Origin of the sequence: Pseudomonas sp. B14-6 (genome assembly GCF_013260315.1) — a bacterium.
In the GTDB taxonomy this organism is placed as follows: domain Bacteria; phylum Pseudomonadota; class Gammaproteobacteria; order Pseudomonadales; family Pseudomonadaceae; genus Aquipseudomonas; species Aquipseudomonas mandelii.
The window spans coordinates 3107515-3129900 of record NZ_CP053929.1; the positions used below are offsets into that span (position 1 = coordinate 3107515).

Genomic DNA, 22386 nt, shown 5'->3' on the forward strand with positions numbered 1-22386 from the left:
CCACTTTCTGCGCTTGGCCACGTGATCAGGGAAAGGATGCCCCTATGAGCACACCGCACCACCACATTGCCACCGCTCCCGGCGTATGCCTATGAATACGCTGCTGGCACGAACCAACCGTCGGATACTTATCGTCGACGACACCGCGTCTATTCATGCGGACTTCATCAAGATCCTCAGCCCGCCATCGCCCGAAGACGACGACCTGATCAGCGCCGAAAAAGCCCTGTTCGGGACGCAGGCGACGGCAACCCTGCAAAGTTTCATGCTCGATTCGGCGTTTCAGGGGCTGGAAGCACTGGACAAGGTTGAACGAGCGCTGGCCAACGACCTGCCCTATGCGATGGCTTTCATCGACATGCGCATGCCGCCGGGCTGGGACGGCCTGGAAACCATCGAACGGCTGTGGCAGGTCGATCCCAAGCTGCAAGTGGCGCTGTGCACCGCTTATTCCGACTATTCCTGGGAAGACATCGATGAACGCCTGGAACTGGGCGATCGCCTGCTGATCCTGAAAAAACCGTTTGATGCCATCGAAATCCGTCAGCTGGCCAGCGCCCTGACCGCCAAATGGCAAATGACCGAAGACGCCGAACTGAAGATGTCGTTGCTGGAACAGGCCGTGGAAGAACGCACCCGGGAGCTGTCCGACGCCAACATCATCGTGCAGAACAGCCCGACCATTCTGTATCGCCTGCGGGGCGAACCGTCGTTTCCGCTGATGTACATCTCCCACAACATCACCAAGTACGGTCATGTCGCGGCGAATCTGGTCGCCTCGGCCAACTGGGCCCGGGAGTTGATCCATCCCGACGACCAGCCGAAAGTCGACACGGCCATGGCCCGAGTGCTGGATCGCCATGCGGGCGGCGCGTCCATCGAGTTTCGGATGCGCACCGGCGACGGTGCCTGGCGCTGGGTCGAAAACCGCTATATTCCGGTGCGAGACGCCGAAGGACGTTTACTGGAAGTCGAAGGCATCATCATCGACGTCACTGAACGCAAGGTCGCCGAGGAGAAAATCGCCCTGCTGGCCCGCACCGACGGGCTGACGGGGCTGGCCAACCGTGCCACCTTGATCGAGCGCCTGCATCAGGCCTTCGCCGCTGCGCGCCGGGGTGCAACACCGTTCGCGATGTTCTACCTGGACCTTGACCACTTCAAACGCATCAACGATACCCTCGGTCATCCGGTGGGCGATCTGTTGCTGCAGGAAGTGGCCCGGCGCATCAAAGCCTGTGTGCGCGAAAACGACGTGGTCGCCCGCCTCGGCGGCGACGAGTTTGCCATCCTGCAACTGGACGTCAGCGACCCGACCCAGTCCGCGTCCCTGGCGGCTAAGGTCCGCGATGCACTGGTGCTGCCCTACTCCCTGGACGGCAATGACGTGCGGGTGTCGGTCAGCATCGGCATCAGCAGCTATTCGCCGCGCATCACCAGCGCCGACGGCTTGCTCAGCCAGGCTGACATGGCGCTGTATCGCTCCAAGGAAAAGGGCCGCAATCAGTATCACTTCCACTCCGAGGAGATCAATCAGGAGGTGGTCGAGCGCATGACCATCGCCAGCGAACTGCGCACGGCCATCGACCATGAAGAACTCGAACTCAGATACTGGCCGGAAGTCGACCTGAGCAGCGGCAAGATCCTCGGCATGGAAGCCCAGGTCTGCTGGAACCACCCCGAGCGCGGCTTGCTGGAAGCATCGGCGTTCCTGCCGGCCGCGGAAAAAACCGGCGCCATCATCCCCCTCGGGCACTGGGTGCTGGATCGCGCCTGCCAGCAAATGCGTCTGTGGCGCGACGAAGGCATGGCGCCCCCGGTGATTGCCATCAAACTGTCCCTGGCCCAACTGAAAAGCGGGCCCGAACTGATCTATGACGTACTGCGCACCACCGCGCGCTGGGAATTGTGCGCCTGGGACCTGCGCTTCGATGTCACCGAAGCCACCCTGGCCCAGACCAAATGGACCCACAACGACGTGCTGCCACGCCTGCGCGAGCTGGGGGTGAAGATCGCCATCGACGACTTCGGCACCGAATACTCCTCGTTCGACTACCTCAAGACCTACCAGGTCAATCACCTGAAACTCGCCCAGGCTTTCATCGACACCGCTGCCCGCGACCCGGCAAGTGCCAACACGTTGCGCGCAATCATCAATTTCGCTCGAGAAGTAGGGATCGGAATCATCGCCGAAGGTGTCGAAACCCAGGAACAGCGTAGTTCGCTGATGGCCACAGGCTCGCCAATGAACGCACAGGGTTACTTTTTCAGTAAAGCGGTCAGCAGCCAACAAGCCGCCCAGTTGCTCAAAGCCGGCAGCATCGTGCCCGCAAGCCACGGGCCGATCCTGGACAACCCGCACGCCACGGAGGACAAGTGATGAAAACGTCGTCCGTCCGGACCAACCGGCGCATCCTGATCATCGACGACACGCCTTCGATTCATGAGGATTTTCGCAAGATCCTCGGCCCTGACTCTGAAGATGAGCAGACCCTGGCCGGCACGGAAGAAGCGCTGTTCGGCACGCAACAGCCGGCTCGGCTGACCTTCCAGCTCGATTCCGCCTACCAGGGCCAGGAAGCCCTTGAGCTGGTCCAGCGGGCCCAGGCCGAAGGTCGCCCCTACGCCATGGCGTTCACCGACATGCGCATGCCGCCGGGTTGGGACGGGCTGGAAACCATCGAACAGCTCTGGAAGATCGACCCGCACCTGCAAATCGCGCTGTGCACCGCCTATTCGGATTACAGCTGGGAGGACATGGCTGAACGGCTGGAGTTCGGCGACCAGTTACTGGTGTTGAAAAAACCCTTCGACAGTCTGGAAATCCGCCAGATGGCCAGCGCCCTGACCTGGAAATGGCAGATGACCCAGGACGCGGAGACAAAAGTGCAAAGCCTGGAGCAAACCATCGAGGCGCGGGTCCACGAACTGCTCAAGGTGTCCCACCTGTTGCAATACGACGTACTGACCGAGCTGCCCAACAGCACGTTGCTCGGAGATCGACTGAACCAGTCCCTGGCGTTGTCGCGCCGCCATGACAAGCAGCTGGCGGTGATGTTCCTGGGTCTTGATCGCTTCAAGCGCATCAACAATGCCCTGGGCCATCCGGCCGGTGACGAGATGCTCAAACGGGTCGGGCAAAACCTGGTGTCCACGGTGCGCGAATCCGATTCGGTGTTTCGCTACGGCGCTGATGAGTTCGTGGTGATCCTCGCTGACATCCGCCATCCCCAGCAGACCAAAGGCATCGCCGAAAAACTCTTGAACGCCATTGGCACGACCCAGCACATCGCCGGCCATGACCTGAGCGTAACCGCCAGCCTGGGCATCAGCATCTACCCCGATGATGGCTTCGATGCGATCGCGCTGATCAAGAAAGCCGAAACCGCGATGCGTCACGTCAAGGAAAGCGGCCCCAACGACTTCCGCTTTTTCATTGAAGAAATGAACCAGCGCGCCCGGGACCAGCAGACCATCGAGTCGGGCATTCGCCTGGCATTGGAGCGGGACGAATTTGTCCTGCATTACCAGCCCAAGCTCGACCTGGGCACCGGTGAGGTAGTCGGCGCAGAGGCCTTGATTCGCTGGCAGAAACCGGGGCATGGCTGGGTCTACCCGTCGGACTTCATTGGCGTGGCCGAAGACAGCGGCTTGATCGTACCGTTGAGCAAATGGGTGCTGGCCCAGGCCTGTCGGCAAGCCTGCGCCTGGCAGGCGGCGGGGCTGCCGAGGCTGTGCATGTCGGTGAATGTGTCGGCCATCGACTTTCGCCAACGAGGCTTTGTCGAAGGCATTGAACAGGTTCTGAAACAAACCGGTCTGGACCCGTCATTGCTGGAGCTGGAAATCACCGAAGGCGTGCTGATGCAGAACGTCGATGCCACGGTCACCGCCCTGAACCGGATCAAGGCCATGGGGGTGCGGCTGGCCATCGACGACTTCGGCACCGGTTATTCCAGCCTGAGTTACCTGCGGCGTTTTCCCATCGATGTGCTGAAAATCGATCAGTCGTTCATTCGTGGCCTGAGCCGTGACATCAACGACGCAGCGCTGGTCAGCGCCATCATCAGCCTGGGCAAGAGCCTGAAACTGACCATCATCGCCGAAGGGGTGGAAACCCTCGAACAACTGGATTTCCTCAAGGCCCATCAGTGCGAGGAAGGCCAGGGCTACTACTTCAGCAAAGCCGTGGCGCCGGATGACTTCGTGCACTACCTGACGTCGGTGAAATCCCCTCCCCCTGCCGCCACATGACCGATAAGCAGCGACACACGGGCTATCCGCCAAGGAATTACAGGATGTCGCCATTTCTCTACCGCTTGCTCTTGATGCCTCTGCTCGGAGTCTGTCTGACGGCCAGCGGCGCGCCACTGGACGAACCACTCAAACCGCTGCCGGCCGTGCCGCAGCAAAACCCTCTGCGTGTCGAACTCGGTCGCCAGTTGTTCAACGAGCCACGTTTATCGGTCAACGGCAGCCTCTCGTGTGCCAGTTGCCATCGCCTGGAAAGCGGTGGCGCCGATAACAAGGCGTTTTCCATCGGTTTCAACGGCCAGCCAGTGGCAGTCAATACTCCGAGCGTGTTTAACGCCAGCCTGAACTTCCGGCAATTCTGGAACGGCCGCGCCGACACCCTTGAAACCCAGGTCCACGCCGTGGTGCAAAGCCCCAGTGAGATGGGCAGCAACTGGGAATACGTGGTGCAGACGCTGTCCGCCGACGCCGCTTATCGAACCGCGTTCGGCAACGCCTACCCGGATGGCGTGACCATGATCAATGTGCAAAACGCCCTGGCAACCTACGAGCGCACGTTGATCAGTGCCAACTCGCGTTTCGACCAATACCTGCTGGGCGACACCGACATTCTCACCCGCGAGGAGAAATACGGTTACCAACGCTTCAAGGATTACGGCTGTATCGCCTGCCATCAGGGAATCAATATCGGCGGCAACATGTTCCAGAAATTCGGGGTGATGGGCGATTACTTCAAGACACGAGGCAACCCGACCGACACCGACCTGGGCCGCTACCTGCTGACCAAGGACGAAGAGGACCGCTACGTGTTCAAGGTCCCGAGCCTGAGGAACGTCGCCGTGACCGCGCCGTACTTTCACGACGGCTCGGCCAAAACCCTCGAAGACGCCGTGGAGGTGATGTTCTCATTTCAACTGGGACGCATCCCCTCTGTCGAGGACAAGGTGCTGATCATCAAATTCCTCAAGACCCTGACCGGTGAATGGGAGGGCAAACCATTATGAAAATATCCCGCCGACGCAGTGTGGCACTCCTCGGTATCATGGCCCTGATACTGGCCTCGACACTGCTGTTTCTGTACCTCAAATCCAACTCCAATCAGACGTCGACCTACACCGAATCCCGGGATCTGATTTCCCGGATGAAACAGCTGAATGCGCAGTGGGAAACGGAAATCCTCAAGGCCAGGATTGCGATCAACCACAACTACGATCCGCTGGTCACACCGCTGACCGAGATGACGCTCCTGTGGGAACGGTTCGACACAATGTCGTCGAATCACAGCCGCAACACCTCGCCCGTCTGGTTGACCAGCCATGATGCGTACCTGAGCGCCTTCGAGGAAAAGATCCGGCTGGTTGAGCAGTTCAAGTCTCACAATGCTGTGTTGCGCAACTCACTGGCGTTTCTGCCGACCGCCGAAGACGACATTCAGGAACCCCTCGCCCAGTTGCAGGACGGCGACAAACTGCAACTGCAGAACATCGCCAACGACACCTATGACCTGGTACTCAGCACCATGGAGTTCGCCATGGTTACCTCTGACGACAAGGCCGCCGAAATCCTGGTGGGATTGAGCAAACTGAAAGTGAACAAACTGCGACTGCCGGAGGAGTTTCACAGTCCGCTGGATGTGCTCAATAACCACATTGAGCTCATTCTGCGTGAGCAACCGGTGGTCAACCGCTTGCTGGAAAACATCGAGGCGATTCCCGTGGCCGAGCGGCTCGACGGCATCACCGATCTGCTGAACAACGATCAGCAGCGCACCGATGCGGTCGACCAGCGTTATCACTTTTACATGCTGGTGTTTTCGGTGCTGCTGGTGCTGTTGCTGGTGTACCTGGCGATTCACTTGATGCGCAGTTTCACCGTGATCAATCGCGTCAACAAGGCCCTGAAAACCGCCAATGATGACCTCGAAAAACGGGTCGAAGAACGCACCCGCGAACTCAAGGATACCCAGAGCGAACTGCTGGACACCGCGCGCCAGGCCGGCATGGCGGAAATCGCCACCAATGTGTTGCACAACGTCGGCAACGTACTCAACAGCGTGAACATCTCCGCCGACCTGGTCAGCCGCAAACTGCGCAGCAGCAAGGCCCAGGGGCTGGGCAAGGCGATGCAGCTGATTAACGAGCATCAAGGCGACCTCGGGGCCTTTCTGACCCAGGACGCGAAAGGCAAATTGCTGCCCGGCTATCTGAATCAACTGGTCGACGCCATCGCGCTCGAACAACAAAGCATGACCGACGAACTCGCCCAACTGACCAAAAGCGTCGACCACATCAAGGACATCGTCGCCACCCAGCAGTCCTACGCCGGCGCCAACAGCCTGATGGAACCGCTGCACATCAGTGAACTGCTGGAAGACGCCCTGCGCATGAACTCCGGTGCCCTGACCCGGCACCACGTCACCGTGGTCAAGGAGTACAACGAGGTGCCGCAGGTCATGGGCGACAAACACCGATTGCTGCTGATCCTGATCAACCTCATCAGCAATGCCAAATACGCCATGTCCGACCTCAGCAATCGTCCGCGACAAATGACCCTGGGGGTGAAAATCGTCGAAGACTCCACCCTGCAAATCAGCGTCAAGGATGATGGCGAAGGCATCGCGCCGGAGAACATGACGCGCATCTTTGCCCACGGTTTTACCACCCGCAAGGAAGGCCACGGTTTTGGTCTGCACAGCTGCGCACTCGCGGCGATAGAAATGAACGGCCATCTCAGCGCCCACAGTGACGGGCCCGGCAAGGGCGCGCAGTTCACCTTGCAGATTCCGCTGAAAACCGTCCCGGAGGAGGCATGAGTGAGCATTCGAACCGACGCATTCTGTTGATCGACGACACACCGTCGATTCATGACGACTTTCGCAAGATCCTCACCCCGGTTCCGGTGGAGCACCTGGAACTGGACGAGATGGAAGCCACGCTGTTTGGCCGTGAAATCAAAACCACCACGGCCCTGTTCGAACTGGATTCGGCGTATGGCGGCCAGGAAGGCCTGGGCAAACTCACTCAGGCCTTGCAGGAAAGCCGGCCCTACGCCCTCGCGTTCGTCGACATGCGCATGCCTGAAGGCTGGGACGGCGCGCAAACCATCGAACATCTGTGGCAGGAAGATCCGCACCTGCAAGTGGTGGTGTGTACCGCGTATTCCGACTATTCCTGGGATGAGCTGTTGGACCGACTGCAAGCCCATGATCGGTTGCTGATCCTGAAAAAACCGTTCGACAACATCGAAGTCCAGCAGATGGCCAACACCCTGCTGACCAAATGGGAGATGACCGAACGCGCCTCCGTGCAGATGAGCCATCTGGAGCATCTGGTGGACCAGCGCACCACGCAGTTCAAACAGGCCAGCGAGGCGTTGCAGCGGGAAATCGACGAGCGCAAACAGCTTGAATCGCAACTGGTGCAATCGGAAAAACTCGCGTCCCTGGGGCAATTGGCGGCCGGCGTTGCCCATGAAATCAACAACCCCATCGGCTTCATTTCTTCCAACCTTGGCAGTCTTGATGGCTACTTCAAGCAACTGCAGGACATGCTCGATGCCTATCGCGAGGCCGAAGAGGCGATTGCTTCAAATGAGGTGATCGAGCGGCTTGGTCAGTTACGGGAACGCATCGAACTGGAATTTCTGCGCGAGGACATTCCATTGCTGATCAAGGAATCCAAGGAGGGCATCAACCGGGTGGGGCAGATCGTCAAGGACCTGAAGGACTTCTCCCGGGTGGACTCCAACCAGGAATGGCAGTGGACCAATCTGCAACAGGGCATCGAATCGACCTTGAACATCGTCGCCAATGAACTCAAGTACAAGGCCGATGTGCTGAAGGAGTATCAGCCATTGCCCGACATCGAGTGCCTGCCATCGCAAATCAACCAGGTGATCATGAACCTGATCGTCAACGCGTCCCAGGCGATGGGCCCACAGCGGGGCACCATCACCCTGCGCACCGGGTTTGAGGGTGAACGGGTGTGGATTGAGGTGGCCGACACCGGCTCCGGTATCGCGCCGGACAGCCTGCAGAAAATCTTTGATCCGTTCTTCACCACCAAACCGGTGGGCCAGGGGACAGGGCTTGGGTTGTCCTTGTCCTATGGCATCGTTAAGAAGCACCGGGGGGATATTTCGGTGCGCAGTGAAGTGGGCGTGGGCAGCACGTTCCGAGTCGAACTGCCCGTGCACCAGACACACTCAGCCACCTGAACTCCGTAATAAATGCAGGAGTGAGCCTGCTCGCGATGGCGGTATGTCAGTCGCCCTTGATGTTGACTGACATGGCCCTATCGCGAGCAGGCTCACTCCTACAGGGGGTTTTGCAGCGTCCGAGGTCAGGTGGCCTCCTGGAAATCCATCTCCGGTGGCTGGCGGCGGAAACCACCGGTCAGCACCGCCAGGTACACCACGCCAATCGCCAGCCAGCTCAGGCCCAGGTAGATTGCCAGGTGATCGAGGCTGACCATCAGCCACAAATCTGCCGCCAGGCCAATGAACGGGAATAACAGGAACAGCACGAACTCGCGCAGCCCTTTCTTTTCCCCTCCTATCCAGTAATGAAAGATCACCGACAAATTCACCAGACTGAACGCCAGGAACGCGCCGAAGTTGATGAACGAGGTCGAGGTGGTGACGTCCAGTTTCAGCGCCAGCAACGCGACCACGGCGCACAGCAGGATGCTGTTGACCGGTGTGCCAAAGCGCTCATGCAAGCTGCCGAAAAATGATTTAGGCAGCACGCCGTCGCGGCCCATGGCGAACAACAGACGCGAACCACTGGCCTGAGCCGACAGGCCTGAGGCGAACTGGCCGACGATCAGGCCGATCAGGAAGATCGTCACGAACAGGTCGCCACCGATGTTGCGGGCGATTTCATAAGCGGCCGAGTCGACGCTGTCGAACTGGAACGAGGGATGGGCGATCTGCACGAAGTACGAGACGCTGACGAAGATCAGGCCGCCGATCAGGGTAATCAACATGATCGCCCGCGGAATGGTACGACGAGGGTCGCGGGTTTCTTCGGTCAGGGTGCTGACCGCGTCGAACCCGAGGAACGAGTAACAGGCGATGGCCGCGCCACTCATGATCAGCGGCATCTGCATGTCGCCGTTGAAGAACGGCTTGATCGACCACAACGGCGTGCTCGCATCGCCCCCGACGTAGTGGATGCACAGCGCGACGAAGGCGATCAGCACCAGGAACTGCACCAGCATCAGCAAGGCATTGATGCCGTTGGCCAGTTTCAGGCCGACGATGTTGATCGCGCTGGTGATGCCGATGAATGCCAGCACCCAGATCCACTGCGGCACGGCCGGGAACGCGGAATTGAGGTAGGCCGCGCCGATCAGCCAGATCGCCATCGGCAGGAACAGATAGTCGAGCAGCACCGCCCAACCGGCGATGAACCCCAGCTTCGGGCTGATGGCCTTGCGGACATAGCTGTAGGCGGAACCGGCGACGGGGAATGCCGAGGCCATTCGGCCGTAGCTCATCGCGGTGAAAAACATCGCCACTAACGCCGCCAGATACGCGGCCGGGACCATGCCGGCGGTGGATTGAGCGAGGATGCCAAAGGTGCCGAGCACAATGATCGGCGTCATGTAGGCGATGCCGAACAGCACCACCGAACCCAATGACAGGGTGCGTTGCAAACGAGCCATGAGCGACTACTCCGAATTTATTAGATTTATGGCAGAGCCGAGTTCGGCGCTAAATTTCGGGTGTTTCGTTGTTGTTTTGGGTGATCGGTCAAACAGGTGTGTTGTCTGTCAGGACCTCTTCGCGAGCAGGCTCGCTCCCACAGGGGATCTGCAGTGGACACAAACTCAATGTGGGAGCGAGCCTGCTCGCGAAAGGGCCACTCGGAGCAATGCAACATCCGGATCAGCGCGAAGGAATCAGCAACTCCCGCACACCAGAAGCCTGCTCGACAATCTCACCCGGCAACTTCAGCCGCTGGTCATCCAGATACCGGTAATCCTTGCGTGCCGCCTCCAGCCGGCTGAAATCCAGCTCAACCGCAAACTGCCCTTCATCGCGTCCGGCCTCGAACAACAGGGTGCCGAGCGGATCCACCAGCGCACTGCCACCGGCAAACACCAATCCGTCATCACTCTCTTTGACCCGATTGACCATCAGCGCAAAGGCCTGGTTTTCCTGGGCCCGGGCCATGATCGCGGTGCGATGAGTGGGGCCGTAAGGGTCCATGTTGCCGTTGGTGACGATCAGTAATTCGGCGCCCAGTTGTGCCAGGGCGCGGGCAGTTTCCGGGAATTCGATGTCGTAGCAGATCAGCAGACCGACCCGCACGCCGTTCCACTCGCAAGTGGCGTAACGGTCGCCCGCCTCGAACACGCCGCGATCCGACGCCCACAGGTGCGTCTTGCGGTATTTCAGGGCGATGCCTTCGGGGGTAATCAGCAGCGTGGTGTTGTAGAAGCGGCCGTTGTCGTTCTCGGCCATGCCGATCACCACGGCGATGTTGCGTTCGCGGGCAGCCGCCACGACGGCGCTGACCGTCGGCCCGTCCAGCGGTTCGGCGGTCTTGGCCACGGTGTCGGCAGTCGGAAAGCCCATCAGGTGGGTTTCCGGGAAGACGATCAGTTGCGTATCCGCGTGGCAGGCAGCGATGGCCGCCAAGGCGCGTTCGAGGTTGTACGCTGTGCCGTTGTCACGGCCCGCCAACTGGGCGAGTTCGACTTTCATGGGTATTCCTTGTTTTGGGCCGAGCGGCAGAAAGATTGCCCGGTCTGTGTCTGTGCGCCAGTATGCGCAGCAAGCCACCGGCCGGGGAATCACGCCGCTGGGGTAACCCGATAGGGGTAGAGGCATGACACTTTCGTTAGACGACATCGCGTGGCACCGCTCGGTCGGGCAACTGATCGACGCCCTCGACAAGCCCAACTTCTGGACGCAGCTGGTGCGCCTGCTGGATCAGTACGTGACCTTCGACAGCTGGGTGGCGCTGCTTTTCAGCGCGGACCAGCACCCGCAGGTGTTCGCCGAATGCCCGGGCGAGGACGGCAGCCCTGATCAGCTGTTTCAGGATTACCTGCGCGGGCTCTATCTGCTTGATCCGTTCTACATCGCCTGCCGCGAACAATCGCGCACCGGCCTCTATCGTCTGTCGGAAGTGGCGCCGGAGCACTTCGAGCTGACCGAGTATTACCAACGATACTTTCGTCTGAATGTGGTGGCCGACGAAATCCAGTTCAATTGCCAGCTCGAAGGGGACCGCACGCTGTGCCTGTCATTGGGCAGCAAGCAGCGTTTCAGCGGCCAGCAGATTGCCTTGCTGTCGCTGATCCAGCCTTGGGTGCTCGGCCTGTTGCGCCAGCGCCTGCCCTACGAAATCAACGAGGCCGTGGCCCTCGCGCCAGCACCGATCCAGGGCGATTGGCGCGTGCAGCTGGAAGCCTCGGTGCAACAACTCAAGGGCGCGCAACTGACCGCCCGGGAACTGGATGTCGGGCGCTTGATGCTCAGCGGTTGCTCCAGTAAAGAAATCGCCCGTAAGCTGGAAATCTCTGTTGAAACCGTGAAAGTCCACAAGAAACACATGTACAGCAAGCTGGGGATCAAATCCCAGTCCGAGCTGTTTTCGATATTTCTCCAGGCGCAAAATGCCTGATTGCAACGCGGAGTGCTTTTTACTGTGGGAGCGAGCCTGCTCGCGATTGCGGTCTTTCATTCAGCATTGATATCGACTGAACCACCGTAATCGCGAGCAGGCTCACTCCCACAGGGATCTGTGTGTATCCATGCACCTGCTGCGTTGAAATTATTGAGTCCGAACCAAGGAACCCGTATGAGCCTGTCACTCCTGAGCCGCTACGCCTTCTTTGCTGCCTGTGTGATTTTCACCCTCGCCAGCCTGCCTTTCCTGGAACACGACTGGCTCTGGCCAATCACCGCCGTGACGGGCGTCCTGAGTCTGGTGGGCCTGTTCGATCTGCTGCAAAGCCCTCACGCGGTGCGGCGCAACTACCCGATCCTGGGCAATATTCGCTACCTGGTGGAGGGCATTCGCCCGGAGATCCGCCAGTACCTGCTCGAATCCGACAGCGACGCCCTGCCCTTCTCCCGGGCCCAGCGCTCGCTGGTCTATTCCCGGGCCAAGAATGAAAGCGCTGACAAACCCTTCGGCACGCTGATCGATGTGTACCAATCGGGTTTCGAATTCATCGGCCACTCGATGCGCCCGGCGCCGTTGAGCGACCCGAGCAATTTCCGCGTCATCGTCGGCGGCCCACAGTGCACCCAGCCGTACTCGGCCTCGGTGTTCAACATCTCGGCCATGAGCTTCGGCTCGCTCAGCGCCAACGCCATCCGTGCATTAAACCAAGGCGCCAAACTCGGCAACTTCGCCCATGACACCGGCGAAGGCAGCATCAGCGCGTATCACCGGGAAAACGGCGGCGACCTGACCTGGGAACTGGGCAGCGGCTACTTCGGCTGTCGCACTGCCGATGGCCGCTTCGACCCGGAACGCTTCGCCGCCCAGGCGCAAACGCCGCAAGTGCGGATGATCGAAATCAAGATGTCGCAAGGGGCTAAACCCGGGCATGGCGGCATCCTGCCCAAGCACAAAGTCACCAAGGAAATCGCCGAAACCCGCGGCATCCTGATGGGCGAAGACTGCATCTCGCCGTCTCGGCACAGCGCATTTTCCACGCCGATCGAACTGATGCAGTTCATCCAGCAGTTGCGTGAACTGTCCGGCGGCAAACCGGTGGGCTTCAAGTTCTGCCTCGGTCACCCTTGGGAATTCATGGGTATCGCCAAGGCCATGCTGGAAACCGGCATCCTCCCGGACTTCATCGTGGTCGACGGCAAAGAAGGCGGCACCGGCGCCGCGCCCGTAGAGTTCACCGACCACATCGGCGTGCCGATGCGCGAGGGCCTGCTGTTCGTGCACAACACGCTGGTGGGCCTGAACCTGCGGGACAAAATCAAACTCGGTGCCAGCGGCAAGATCGTCAGTGCCTTCGACATCGCCAGCGTCCTGGCCATCGGCGCCGACTGGGCCAACTCGGCGCGCGGCTTCATGTTTGCCATCGGCTGCATCCAGTCGCAAAGCTGCCACACCAACAAATGCCCGACCGGCGTCGCCACTCAAGACACCCTGCGCCAGCGTGCGCTGGTGGTTCCGGACAAGGCCCAGCGGGTCTTCAACTTTCACCGCAACACACTCAAGGCCCTGGCCGAAATGCTCGCGGCCGCCGGCCTCGATCATCCGTCACAACTGTCGGCCAAGCATCTGGTACGGCGCATGTCGGCGACCGAGATCAAGTTGTTCTCGCAGTTGCATGTGTTCTTGAAGCCGGGGAATTGCTCACCGGTGAAGTGAATGGCGAGTTTTACTCGCGGATGTGGCAGATGGCGCGGGCGGATAGCTTTGAGCCTAACGAGGTGGTTGCTGCGTAAAGATCGCTCTGCATGCCAGCCTTACGGACAGGCTGGCATCAGCGACACGTTCACGCTTCGCGCTCGCCATACAGGACAAATCTCGAGAAGAAAAACCCGCCAACCAGACTCAACAGCGAGAACGACCCTACGGTCACCAGCCCGTGGATTTTCCAGACATCAGCGTAATGTCCGACAACGAAACTCATGCCCCCATGAAAAACACATACAGCAGATAACGAAGTACCGACGCCCCGGCCTCAAACGTGTAGAGCGCATGCACATAGAATGAGAACGTCGCGGCCACACAAAACGCCGAAAAATTACTGGCGGCCTGACTCAGGTCGGCCGCGATGGTGAGTACGTAAAATATCTGCCAATGGATCAACGTATTGGCTACGCCAACAACCGCATACGTGGAGAACTCTTTCCATAAGGCTTTCATGTTCGGTCCTTGAACTGTCGTTGTTTCAGGTGCGGCTCAAACCTAAAGTCGAGGACAGGTGCGCGTCTACTGTAAGAACTAACAGGTAGCGCGACATTCCAGACCAATGGTCACGGGGTTCACCACTGGAGAGAGCGGACCCGGGCGGGTTCTTTCATGACAATAAAGCCGTAGTCCCCCAGCAGATAAATCCGATAAAACAGACTGTCCACCAGCGGTGGATACCCCTGATAACCCACCAGCGTCGCGTTACGCCGTTCCTTTTCCCTGACCACATTAGTGATACCTGTTTTCGGCAGATTTTCAGCGAGCATGTAGAAATCGATGTTCAACAAGTAATGCAAAACCGGCATCTGCTTGAACGACCCGGCCGCCCCCAACAGCCAGTGATCGGAGTACGTCACCGACATATAAATGCGCTTGGCTTCGCGCAACGCCGGGCGCGAAGCAATGTCGGCACTCAAGGCGTACAGCGCATTCGTCGCGAAGGTTTTTTGTAATGTCAGCACCCGTCCATACGCGAAGGAAAGCGAAAGCATCGCCAACAATGGAACCAGCAACAGCAGCGGCAGCTTTCCGTGCACCGACGCCAGCGCCAGATGGCTCAGGTAGAACAGCAATACGAGCACGACAGCAAAGCCCATCAAGGTGCGGGCGCCTTCATTGAAGTCGCGGAAAAACAATGAGACGCCCGGCACCAGCACCATCAGGACGGGCAAGATCAACAGGCACAGCAGGCCGATCACGGTTTTGTTCAGCCCAGTACCGGCACGCTCCAGCACGCGCTGTCCCACGCGCACGGCACCGAACAGGGCGCACAGCAACAGCGCGGCGAATACCCAGGCAAAGCCGCCATGGAACAGCAGCACGATTTTTTCCAGCACCCAGCCCGCGCTGGTTTCAATTTGCTGCAACGGCGCTGCTGCCCCGTTCAACAATGAGGTGCGCTTCTGAGTCATGAAGGAATAGGCGGTGGCGTAATAGATCAACCCTGCCAGACCCACCTGTACAACTTTGCAGCCGATCAATCGCCACCAAGCAGGCCATGCCAATGGGTCGTCCGTGCGCCGCAGCAACTCCATACAACACAGACCGAGAAACACATTAAAGCTGACCTGATAAAGCCCGATGGCCAAGGCGATCAGCGCGGCCGGTATCAGCAGGTGCTGAACGCGAGAAGGGCTTTGGAAGGTGATCGCGTAGATCACCGCCACCAGGCTGAGCGCCATGCTCGGTCCGTCGTATTGGTACGACAGGTTTTGCAGGAAGAACGGGTTGTACCAAAGCGGCAGCACCACCAGGCAATGGGCGAACGTCGGTTCGGGGAAATAGTGAAACGTCAGCCGGGTCAGGGCCCAGCTCATCGCCAGCGTGGCGATCAACAGCGGCAGCGGGAAGATGTTCGGCGCGGCGCCGCTGAAGGTCAGCAGGTTGTAGAACCACTGCGCGAACAGCCGGCCGTCCTCCGCCCAGCCGGTACCCGCGGCCAGGGCACGCCAGTTGTCATCGATGTAGGGATAATCCGCGAGGATCAGCGGCAGGATGTACACCAGCGTCGCGAAAAGAAACAACAACCAGACTTGACGGCCGGTGAGTTCTTTGTCGAGCCATTCGCTGATCTGCATGCCGGCGCCTCAAGGGAATTCCGCCTTCAATCAATAAAGCTTTGAACCTCGACGGTCGTCAGAGATCGCCGACCTGCGTGTCTTTTAGACAGGCGGTTGTCGCCTCGGCGATGCACAGAGACACTCCGTAATATCCGCACTTTGCAATTGCCGCCGAATCCCTGCACCCTGCGCGCCGCCAATGTGCAGCGCGCAACCTTTTGTGTCGCCGGCGCTCCTACTTCAAACCCCGTTCCAGAGCCCGCAGCCATGACGACTGAACGCGATCACCGGATCGACTTTTTCCGAGGCCTGGCGCTGATCTTCATTTTCTGGGATCACGTGCCCCACAACCCGCTGGGTCAAATCACTCTGCGTAACGTCGGCTTCAGCGATGCCGCCGAAGTCTTCGTGTTTCTCGCCGGTTACGCGGCGGTCCTGGCCTACGGCAAGATCCTGGCCCGCGACGGTTACCTGATTGCCTGCGTGAAAATCCTGCGCCGCGCCTGGGTGCTGTATGTGGTGCATATTTTCCTGCTGGCGATGCTGATGGGCATCGTGTTCTTCGCCAACAGCCATGTGGAGACCCGAGATCTGGTGGAGGAGATGGGCATGCACCACTTCATCAGCAATCCGCAGCAAGCCTTGATCGATGAGTTGCTGTTGCGCTTCAAACCGAACCTGATGGACCCATTACCGCTCTACATCGTGCTGCTGGCCGGTTTGCCGCTGGTGCTGCCGATATTTGTGCGCAAACCATGGGTGGTGGTGGCGATGTCGTTTGCGGTGTACCTGACGGTGCCGTTGTTCGGCTGGAATCTGGCGGCCATCAAGGACGGCGTGTGGTACTTCAACCCCGTCGCCTGGCAACTGTTGTTCGTACTCGGCGGTGCCGCTGCGATTCACACGCAGCGCCCACGCTTGCCCGACAGGCGCCCGTTGCTGCGCCAGCCATTGTTTGTGAGTGCGGCGTTATACGCAGGCGTCGCCGGTGTACTGACCGTATTGTGGCGGTGGCCGCAACTGCATGATGCGATGGTACCAACCAGACTGAGCAATCTGTTGTACCCGATCAGCAAGACCGACCTGTCGCCGGTGCGACTGCTGCACTTCCTGGCGCTGGCGTATGTCACGGCGAAACTGTTGCCGGACACTGGCTGGACGCAGAACTGGCTGGCCCGGCAATGCAGTCGCATGGGCCGTTATTCGCTGGAAGTGTTCTGCCTCGGGGTGTTGCTCGCGCCGCTGGCAGACATGATCAATGCCCTGACCGACGATGCGTTTGCCATGCAAATCTTCACCGCGCTGGTGGGTGCAGGATTGATGGGGTTGTTGGGGGTTTGGCTGGATTTCAACAAGCGCCTGACCGCACCGATTCAACCGGTCGCCGTCCATTAAGAAACTCCGCGCCTTTGTGGCGAGCCAGCTCGCTCGCCACCGGAGATTTCGTCAGCCAATAAAAAGCCCCGGCCAATGGACCGGGGCTTTTGCGTTTCAGGCGTTACGACTTACGCAGGCGAACGCACCGCACCTTGCGACACATTGGTCGGTTGCAGCTTGAACACGTAGAACAACACCGTCAGCAGCACCAGGAACGCCGGGCCGACGTACAGCGCCACGCGGGTTTCCGGGAAGTAAGCCATCAGGCCGACCACCAACACCAGGAACGCCAGCGCCAGGTACGAGCTGACCGGGTACAGCCACATCTTGTATTTCAGACCGGCACGTTCGCTGGCACTCAGGCCTTTGCGGAACTTGAGCTGGGCCAGCAGGATCATCACCCAGGTCCAGATCGCGCCGAAAGTGGCAATCGCCGTCACCCAGACGAAGACTTTTTCCGGGACCATGTAGTTGAGCAGCACGCCCAGCAACAGCACGAAGATCGACAACAGCAACGCGCGACGGGGCACGCCGTTGCTCGACGTGGTGGCAAAACCGGCCGGGGCCTGGCCATTCTGCGCCAGGCTGTAAAGCATGCGCCCGGTGCTGAAGATGCCACCATTGCAGGACGACAGCGCCGCGGTGATTACCACGAAGTTGATGATGCCGGCCGCGGTCTTGATCCCCAGTCGTTCGAACGTCATCACGAACGGACTGCCCTGGGTGCCGATTTCGTTCCACGGGTAGATCGACAGGATCACGAACAACGCACCGACGTAGAACAGCAGAATCCGCCAGAACACCGAGCCGATCGCGTTGGGAATGGTCTTCTGCGGGTTCTTCGCTTCACCGGCGGTCAGGCCGATCATCTCGACACCGAGGTAGGCGAACATCACCATCTGCAGCGACATCAATACGCCTTGCACGCCGTTGGGCATGAAGCCGCCGTGGGCCCAGAGATTGGAAATCCCCAGCGCCACGCCGTCATTGCCGAAACCGAACGCGATCACGCCGATACCGCCGATCACCATCGCAATGATGGTGACGATCTTGATCAGGGCGAACCAGAACTCGAATTCACCGAAGGCTTTCACCGCGATCAGGTTGATCGAACCCATGCTGATCAACGCGGCGAGTGCCCAGATCCAGCGCGGCACATCAGGGAACCAGACGCCCATGTACACCGCCACGGCGGTGATTTCCGCGACACAGGTCACCAGCCACAGGAACCAGTAATTCCAGCCTGTCAGGAAGCCCGCCAAGGGGCCGAGGTAGTCTTGAGCGTAACGGCTGAAGGAGCCGGCGACCGGGTTGTGCACGGCCATCTCACCGAGAGCGCGCATGATCACCAGGATCGCCAGACCGCCGATGATGTAGGACAGCATGATGGCGGGGCCGGCCATTTCGATGGCCTTGGCCGAACCGAGGAACAGACCGACGCCGATACACGCTCCGAGCGCCATCAAGCGGATATGCCGTTCGCCGAGTTCGCGTTTAAGCGGGCCGCCCTGAGCGGTCTCGCCATGGGGCAGATGATTGCCGACTGGCATAGGGGTACAACCTCGTCTTGTTATTGGATATGACCACCGAGTAACAAAGCGCTGACCGGTAAGCCATTGCTTCTGAGAAACCGGGCCTGCTTCGTGAGCAAACCCGTCTTGCAGGACAACACCGGCAAGATCAGCGGGGCGTGCAGTATAAAAAGCTTCGTACAGGGTTTTTCACTCTATAAACCACAACATTCAGCCAGAAATCTCGGGAAAAGCCCGGTTAGCGGAGGGGCATTACCTGACTTTTGTAGGATCTTTCACCAACTGAAACGCCGCCGAGTATTGCACAGCATTGGTGCATCGTCATGCCCCTGGCCGGGCCTTATTTGCTATTCGACGTGTCTAGGAAGGGCATTTCAGGCAGGCACTACCTGTGGCGAGGGAGCTTGCTCCCGCTCGGCTGCGCAGCAGTCGCAAAACCTGTGATCGCGGTTCTACTAAAGGACCGAGTTGGCAAATTCGGGTCTGCTTCGCAGCCCAGCGGGAGCAAGCTCCCTCGCCACAGGGAATGGGGAATATTTGAGATCTGTGCGTCCACAATTTCTTCACCATCGCCAACCACCGACTAAGCTTCAGACAAGTCAGATCAATCTGCGTGAATGGATCAGTCGACTATGGGCGCGTTATGGCAAACCGATACGAGTAAAACTGTGGTCCCGACTGAACGTGTGGATGAAGCGCCTATTCCTGAAAAACCCCCTGGCAGTCGCACAAAGCATGGCTGGGGGGCGTTTTGGTTGTTGCTGATTATTATCCTGATTGTCTTGGGGCTTGCCGCTGCCAAGGAAATGCGTACCTCGAAGTTTCAATCCCGCGAGGTCAGCAAATTCGCCGCCTCCCTGAGTTACGAAATGAAACCCGGCCCCAGCGACGCGATTCGTTATCCAGGCGCAGGCCCTTTCGACTTGCGTCTGGGCTACAGCTCGCTGGGTGAGTTTCTGCCGCGATTGCTCAAGCGTGACTACGTCATTGCGTCGCAAACCCGCTTCTCTGAAAAGCTGATGAACTACACCGACAAGGGCTTTTTCGTGCCTTACGCGGAGAAAATACAGGCTGGACTGTCGATCACCGATTGCCGTGCGGCGCCGCTGTACCAGTACAAATACCCCCAACAACTGTATTCAAGCTTTGAGTCGATTCCGCCCGTGGTGGTCAGCAGCCTGCTGTTTATTGAAAACCGCTTTTTGCTCGATCCTCGTCAGCCCCTGGCCAACCCCGCCGTGGACTGGCCACGGTTCGGCATGGCGATCTGGTCCCAGGTTGCCAAGCTGCTGCATATACCAGGGCAGTCGGCGGGCGGCAGTACGCTGGCGACGCAACTGGAGAAATACCGGCACTCGCCCGATGGCCTGACGGTGTCAGGCGCGGAAAAGATCCGGCAGATGATTTCCGCCACCGTGCGTGCTTATCAAGCGGGGCCGGAAACCTTGCAGGTCCGGCAAAATGTGGTGCGCGATTACCTCAATAGCGTGCCGCTGTCGGCGGTACCGGGACACGGTGAAGTGCATGGCATGGCCGAAGGGTTGCGCGTCTGGTACGGCGCCGACTTCAACAAGGCCAACGAACGGCTGGCCAGCACCGACACGGACCCCAAGAGCATGGCCGAAAAAGGCCTGGCGCTGCGTGAAATGCTCTCGCTGATGATCGCCCAGCGCCGCCCTTCTCATTACCTGACCAAGGGTCATGATGAACTGGCCGACCTCACCGACAGCCACATCCGCCTGCTGGCGGCGAATGGCGTGATCGACGCGCCCTTCGCCGCCGCCGCCCTGGCCAGCCAGGTGACCTACCGCGACTGGCAGACCCAGCCGACCATCCAGCCGATTGAAACCAACAAAGGCATCAGCGTGGCGCGCAGCCGTCTGGGCGGGTTGCTCAATCGTCCGCTGTACGATCTCGACCGCCTCGACCTTTCCGCCACCAGCACCCTGCAAGGTGAATTGCAAAGCCAGGCTACCGAGTATCTCAAGCGCCTGGCCGACCCGGCGTTCGCCACACAAATCGGGCTGATGGGCGAACGCTTGCTCACCCCCACCAGCACCACTCAGGTGCGCTACAGCTTCACGTTGTTCGAGCTGACACCGGACGGCGCTCGCGTGCGGGTACAGACCGACAGCACCGACCAGCCGTTCGACATCAATGAAGGCAGCAAGCTGGAACTGGGCTCTACCGCGAAAATGCGCGTGCTCACCACCTACCTGCAAATCATGGCCGAGCTGCACGATAAATATGCCGAAATGACCGTCCCGGAACTGAAGAAAGTCGACATCCCGGATCAGGATCGCCTGAGTCGCTGGGCCATCGACTACCTGATTGAGAACAAGGACCGCAACCTGCCGGCCATGCTCGGTGCCGCGCTGGATCGTAAATATTCGGCCAGCCCCGGCGAAGCGTTTTTCACCGGCGGCGGGCTGCACACCTTCGTCAACTTCCGCAAGGAAGACAACGGTCGCATTCCGACCCTGCGTGATGCGTTGCGTGAGTCGATCAACCTGCCGTTCATTCGCCTGATGCGTGACCTGGTGCGCTACACCACGTACTCCGGCCCCAACAACAGCGCCGAATTGCTCAAGGACGATCGCGACCCGCGGCGTCAGGAATACCTGGCCAGTTTCGCCGACCGCGAAGGGACTTCGTTCCTGCTCAAGTTCTGGAAGAAATACAAAAACAAGGACACCCAGGCGCGGCTCGACACCTTCCTGGACAGCATGCGTCCGACGCCGATTCGCCTGGCGGCGGTGCACCGCTATTTGCTGCCCCAGGCCAGCCAGGAAAGCTTCAATGCCTTCGTGCGCGCGCACCTCAAAGGCGCCAAGCTCACCGAAAAACTCACCGACGAACGCCTGCAACGGCTCTACGAAAATTACAGCCCCGGCGCCTACGACTTGCCGGATCAGGGTTTCATCGCCAAGGTTCACCCGCTGGACCTGTGGCTCATGGGCTACCTGCTGAACAACCCGGATGCCAAGTGGAGCCAGATCGTCAAAGCCAGCCAGTTCGAGCGTCAGGAAGTCTACAGCTGGCTGTTCAAGAGTCGTCACAAGGGCGCCCGCGACAGCCGTATTCGCACCATGCTGGAAATCGAAGCGTTCCTGGACATTCATCAGCGCTGGCAGAAAGTCGGTTACCCGTTCGATCACCTGGTACCGTCGCTGGCCACCGCCATCGGCAGTTCCGGCGATCGCCCGGCCGCCTTGGGCGAGTTGATCGGCACCATCCTCAACGATGGTGTGCGCATGCCGACATTGCGCATCGACACCCTGCACTTCGCGGCGAACACCCCGTATGAAACCAAACTGATCAATGACCCAGACGCCGGCAAACGAGTGATGCCGTCCGAAGTGGCCACGGCCATGCGTGAGGCGTTGTCGCAGGTTGTGGATGCCGGTACGGCCAAACGGGTGTCCGGCAGTTTCATCACCCCCGATGGCAAACCCCTGGCGATGGGCGGCAAGACCGGGACCGGGGACAACCGCATCGAAGCCATTGGTTCCGGCGGGCGGATCCTGAGTTCGAAGTCGATCAACCGCACCGCCACTTTCGTGTTCTATATCGGTGATAGCCACTTCGGTACGTTGACCGCCTTCGTGCCCGGGCGCACCGCCGAAGCCTTCAAGTTCACCTCGGCGCTGCCCGTGCAAGTGCTCAAAGGCATGGCACCGATTCTCACGCCCTATCTGCAACCGGGTGCGCATACACAATGCCTGCCGGTGGAGGTCGCACGGCGCTGAAAAAAGGCGGT

The 22386-nt window shown here is 59.6% G+C and carries 12 protein-coding genes and 2 pseudogenes; 9 read left to right on the forward strand and 5 right to left on the reverse strand.

The genetic code is table 11. From position 1 onward, the window contains the following. The first annotated feature begins 85 nt into the window (after positions 1-85). From HP062_RS14190 to HP062_RS14210, 5 genes are read left to right on the forward strand one after another with little or no spacing between them, the layout of a single operon-like run. On the forward strand, positions 86-2380 hold the full coding sequence (locus tag HP062_RS14190; protein WP_042932615.1) for a bifunctional diguanylate cyclase/phosphodiesterase: 2295 nt from the start codon (positions 86-88) through the stop codon (positions 2378-2380). Beyond that, on the forward strand, positions 2380-4254 hold the full coding sequence (locus HP062_RS14195) for a bifunctional diguanylate cyclase/phosphodiesterase (protein ID WP_083375836.1): 1875 nt from the start codon (positions 2380-2382) through the stop codon (positions 4252-4254). The genes HP062_RS14190 and HP062_RS14195 overlap by 1 nt, the downstream gene beginning before the upstream one ends. Before the next feature lie 44 nt (positions 4255-4298). Next, entirely contained in the window at positions 4299-5258 is a 960-nt protein-coding gene (locus HP062_RS14200) for a cytochrome-c peroxidase (protein WP_010457733.1), read from the forward strand. Beyond that, on the forward strand, positions 5255-7066 hold the full coding sequence (locus HP062_RS14205) for a DAHL domain-containing protein (protein ID WP_010457736.1): 1812 nt from the start codon (positions 5255-5257) through the stop codon (positions 7064-7066). Before HP062_RS14200 ends, HP062_RS14205 begins: the two co-directional genes overlap by 4 nt. Beyond that, the gene (locus tag HP062_RS14210) at positions 7063-8469 is read left to right on the forward strand and encodes an ATP-binding protein (RefSeq protein WP_010457738.1); all 1407 of its coding nucleotides are present in this window, start codon (positions 7063-7065) and stop codon (positions 8467-8469) included. Before HP062_RS14205 ends, HP062_RS14210 begins: the two co-directional genes overlap by 4 nt. A gap of 125 nt (positions 8470-8594) precedes the next feature. Here HP062_RS14210 and HP062_RS14215 read toward each other — a convergent pair whose 3' ends face one another. Both HP062_RS14215 and HP062_RS14220 read right to left on the reverse strand, forming a co-directional pair. Beyond that, positions 8595-9920, reverse strand: coding sequence for an APC family permease (locus HP062_RS14215; RefSeq protein WP_077749822.1), 1326 nt, complete (start codon positions 9918-9920; stop codon positions 8595-8597). A gap of 223 nt (positions 9921-10143) precedes the next feature. Then, positions 10144-10965, reverse strand: coding sequence for a carbon-nitrogen hydrolase family protein (locus HP062_RS14220; RefSeq protein WP_172791565.1), 822 nt, complete (start codon positions 10963-10965; stop codon positions 10144-10146). 124 nt (positions 10966-11089) lie between these two features. Between HP062_RS14220 and HP062_RS14225 the strand changes: the two genes are divergently transcribed. Both HP062_RS14225 and HP062_RS14230 read left to right on the forward strand, forming a co-directional pair. Next, the gene (locus HP062_RS14225; RefSeq protein ID WP_010457744.1) at positions 11090-11890 is read left to right on the forward strand and encodes a LuxR C-terminal-related transcriptional regulator; all 801 of its coding nucleotides are present in this window, start codon (positions 11090-11092) and stop codon (positions 11888-11890) included. A gap of 177 nt (positions 11891-12067) precedes the next feature. Beyond that, positions 12068-13686, forward strand: a pseudogene (locus tag HP062_RS14230) (FMN-binding glutamate synthase family protein). A 50-nt stretch (positions 13687-13736) separates the two neighbouring features. On the opposite strand, the pseudogene HP062_RS14235 reads toward HP062_RS14230, so the two are convergent. Both HP062_RS14235 and HP062_RS14240 read right to left on the reverse strand, forming a co-directional pair. After that, positions 13737-14110: pseudogene (locus tag HP062_RS14235) on the reverse strand (GtrA family protein). A gap of 119 nt (positions 14111-14229) precedes the next feature. After that, positions 14230-15735 carry a glucosyltransferase domain-containing protein gene (locus HP062_RS14240; RefSeq protein ID WP_172791566.1) on the reverse strand — a complete coding sequence of 502 codons (1506 nt, stop codon included), beginning with the start codon at positions 15733-15735 and terminating at the stop codon, positions 14230-14232. Between the two features lie 249 nt (positions 15736-15984). Here HP062_RS14240 and HP062_RS14245 point away from each other — a divergent pair, with 249 nt between their 5' ends. Then, entirely contained in the window at positions 15985-17112 is a 1128-nt protein-coding gene (locus tag HP062_RS14245; RefSeq protein ID WP_172791567.1) for an OpgC family protein, read from the forward strand. 110 nt (positions 17113-17222) lie between these two features. Here HP062_RS14245 and HP062_RS14250 read toward each other — a convergent pair whose 3' ends face one another. Continuing rightward, on the reverse strand, positions 17223-18644 hold the full coding sequence (locus HP062_RS14250) for an amino acid permease (protein WP_172791568.1): 1422 nt from the start codon (positions 18642-18644) through the stop codon (positions 17223-17225). A gap of 614 nt (positions 18645-19258) precedes the next feature. Between HP062_RS14250 and HP062_RS14255 the strand changes: the two genes are divergently transcribed. Beyond that, positions 19259-22375 carry a transglycosylase domain-containing protein gene (locus HP062_RS14255; protein ID WP_154501557.1) on the forward strand — a complete coding sequence of 1039 codons (3117 nt, stop codon included), beginning with the start codon at positions 19259-19261 and terminating at the stop codon, positions 22373-22375. Positions 22376-22386: the final 11 nt, after the last annotated feature.

Coding starts and splice junctions, on each gene's coding strand:
- HP062_RS14200 (WP_010457733.1), top strand. CDS start 4,299: ATGTCGCCATTTCTCTACCGCTTGCTCTTGATGCCTCTGCTCGGAGTC.
- HP062_RS14210 (WP_010457738.1), top strand. CDS start 7,063: ATGAGTGAGCATTCGAACCGACGCATTCTGTTGATCGACGACACACCG.
- HP062_RS14195 (WP_083375836.1), top strand. CDS start 2,380: ATGAAAACGTCGTCCGTCCGGACCAACCGGCGCATCCTGATCATCGAC.
- HP062_RS14255 (WP_154501557.1), top strand. CDS start 19,259: ATGGGCGCGTTATGGCAAACCGATACGAGTAAAACTGTGGTCCCGACT.
- HP062_RS14215 (WP_077749822.1), bottom strand. CDS start 9,920: ATGGCTCGTTTGCAACGCACCCTGTCATTGGGTTCGGTGGTGCTGTTC.
- HP062_RS14205 (WP_010457736.1), top strand. CDS start 5,255: ATGAAAATATCCCGCCGACGCAGTGTGGCACTCCTCGGTATCATGGCC.
- HP062_RS14245 (WP_172791567.1), top strand. CDS start 15,985: ATGACGACTGAACGCGATCACCGGATCGACTTTTTCCGAGGCCTGGCG.
- HP062_RS14240 (WP_172791566.1), bottom strand. CDS start 15,735: ATGCAGATCAGCGAATGGCTCGACAAAGAACTCACCGGCCGTCAAGTC.
- HP062_RS14190 (WP_042932615.1), top strand. CDS start 86: ATGCCTATGAATACGCTGCTGGCACGAACCAACCGTCGGATACTTATC.
- HP062_RS14250 (WP_172791568.1), bottom strand. CDS start 18,644: ATGCCAGTCGGCAATCATCTGCCCCATGGCGAGACCGCTCAGGGCGGC.
- HP062_RS14225 (WP_010457744.1), top strand. CDS start 11,090: ATGACACTTTCGTTAGACGACATCGCGTGGCACCGCTCGGTCGGGCAA.
- HP062_RS14220 (WP_172791565.1), bottom strand. CDS start 10,965: ATGAAAGTCGAACTCGCCCAGTTGGCGGGCCGTGACAACGGCACAGCG.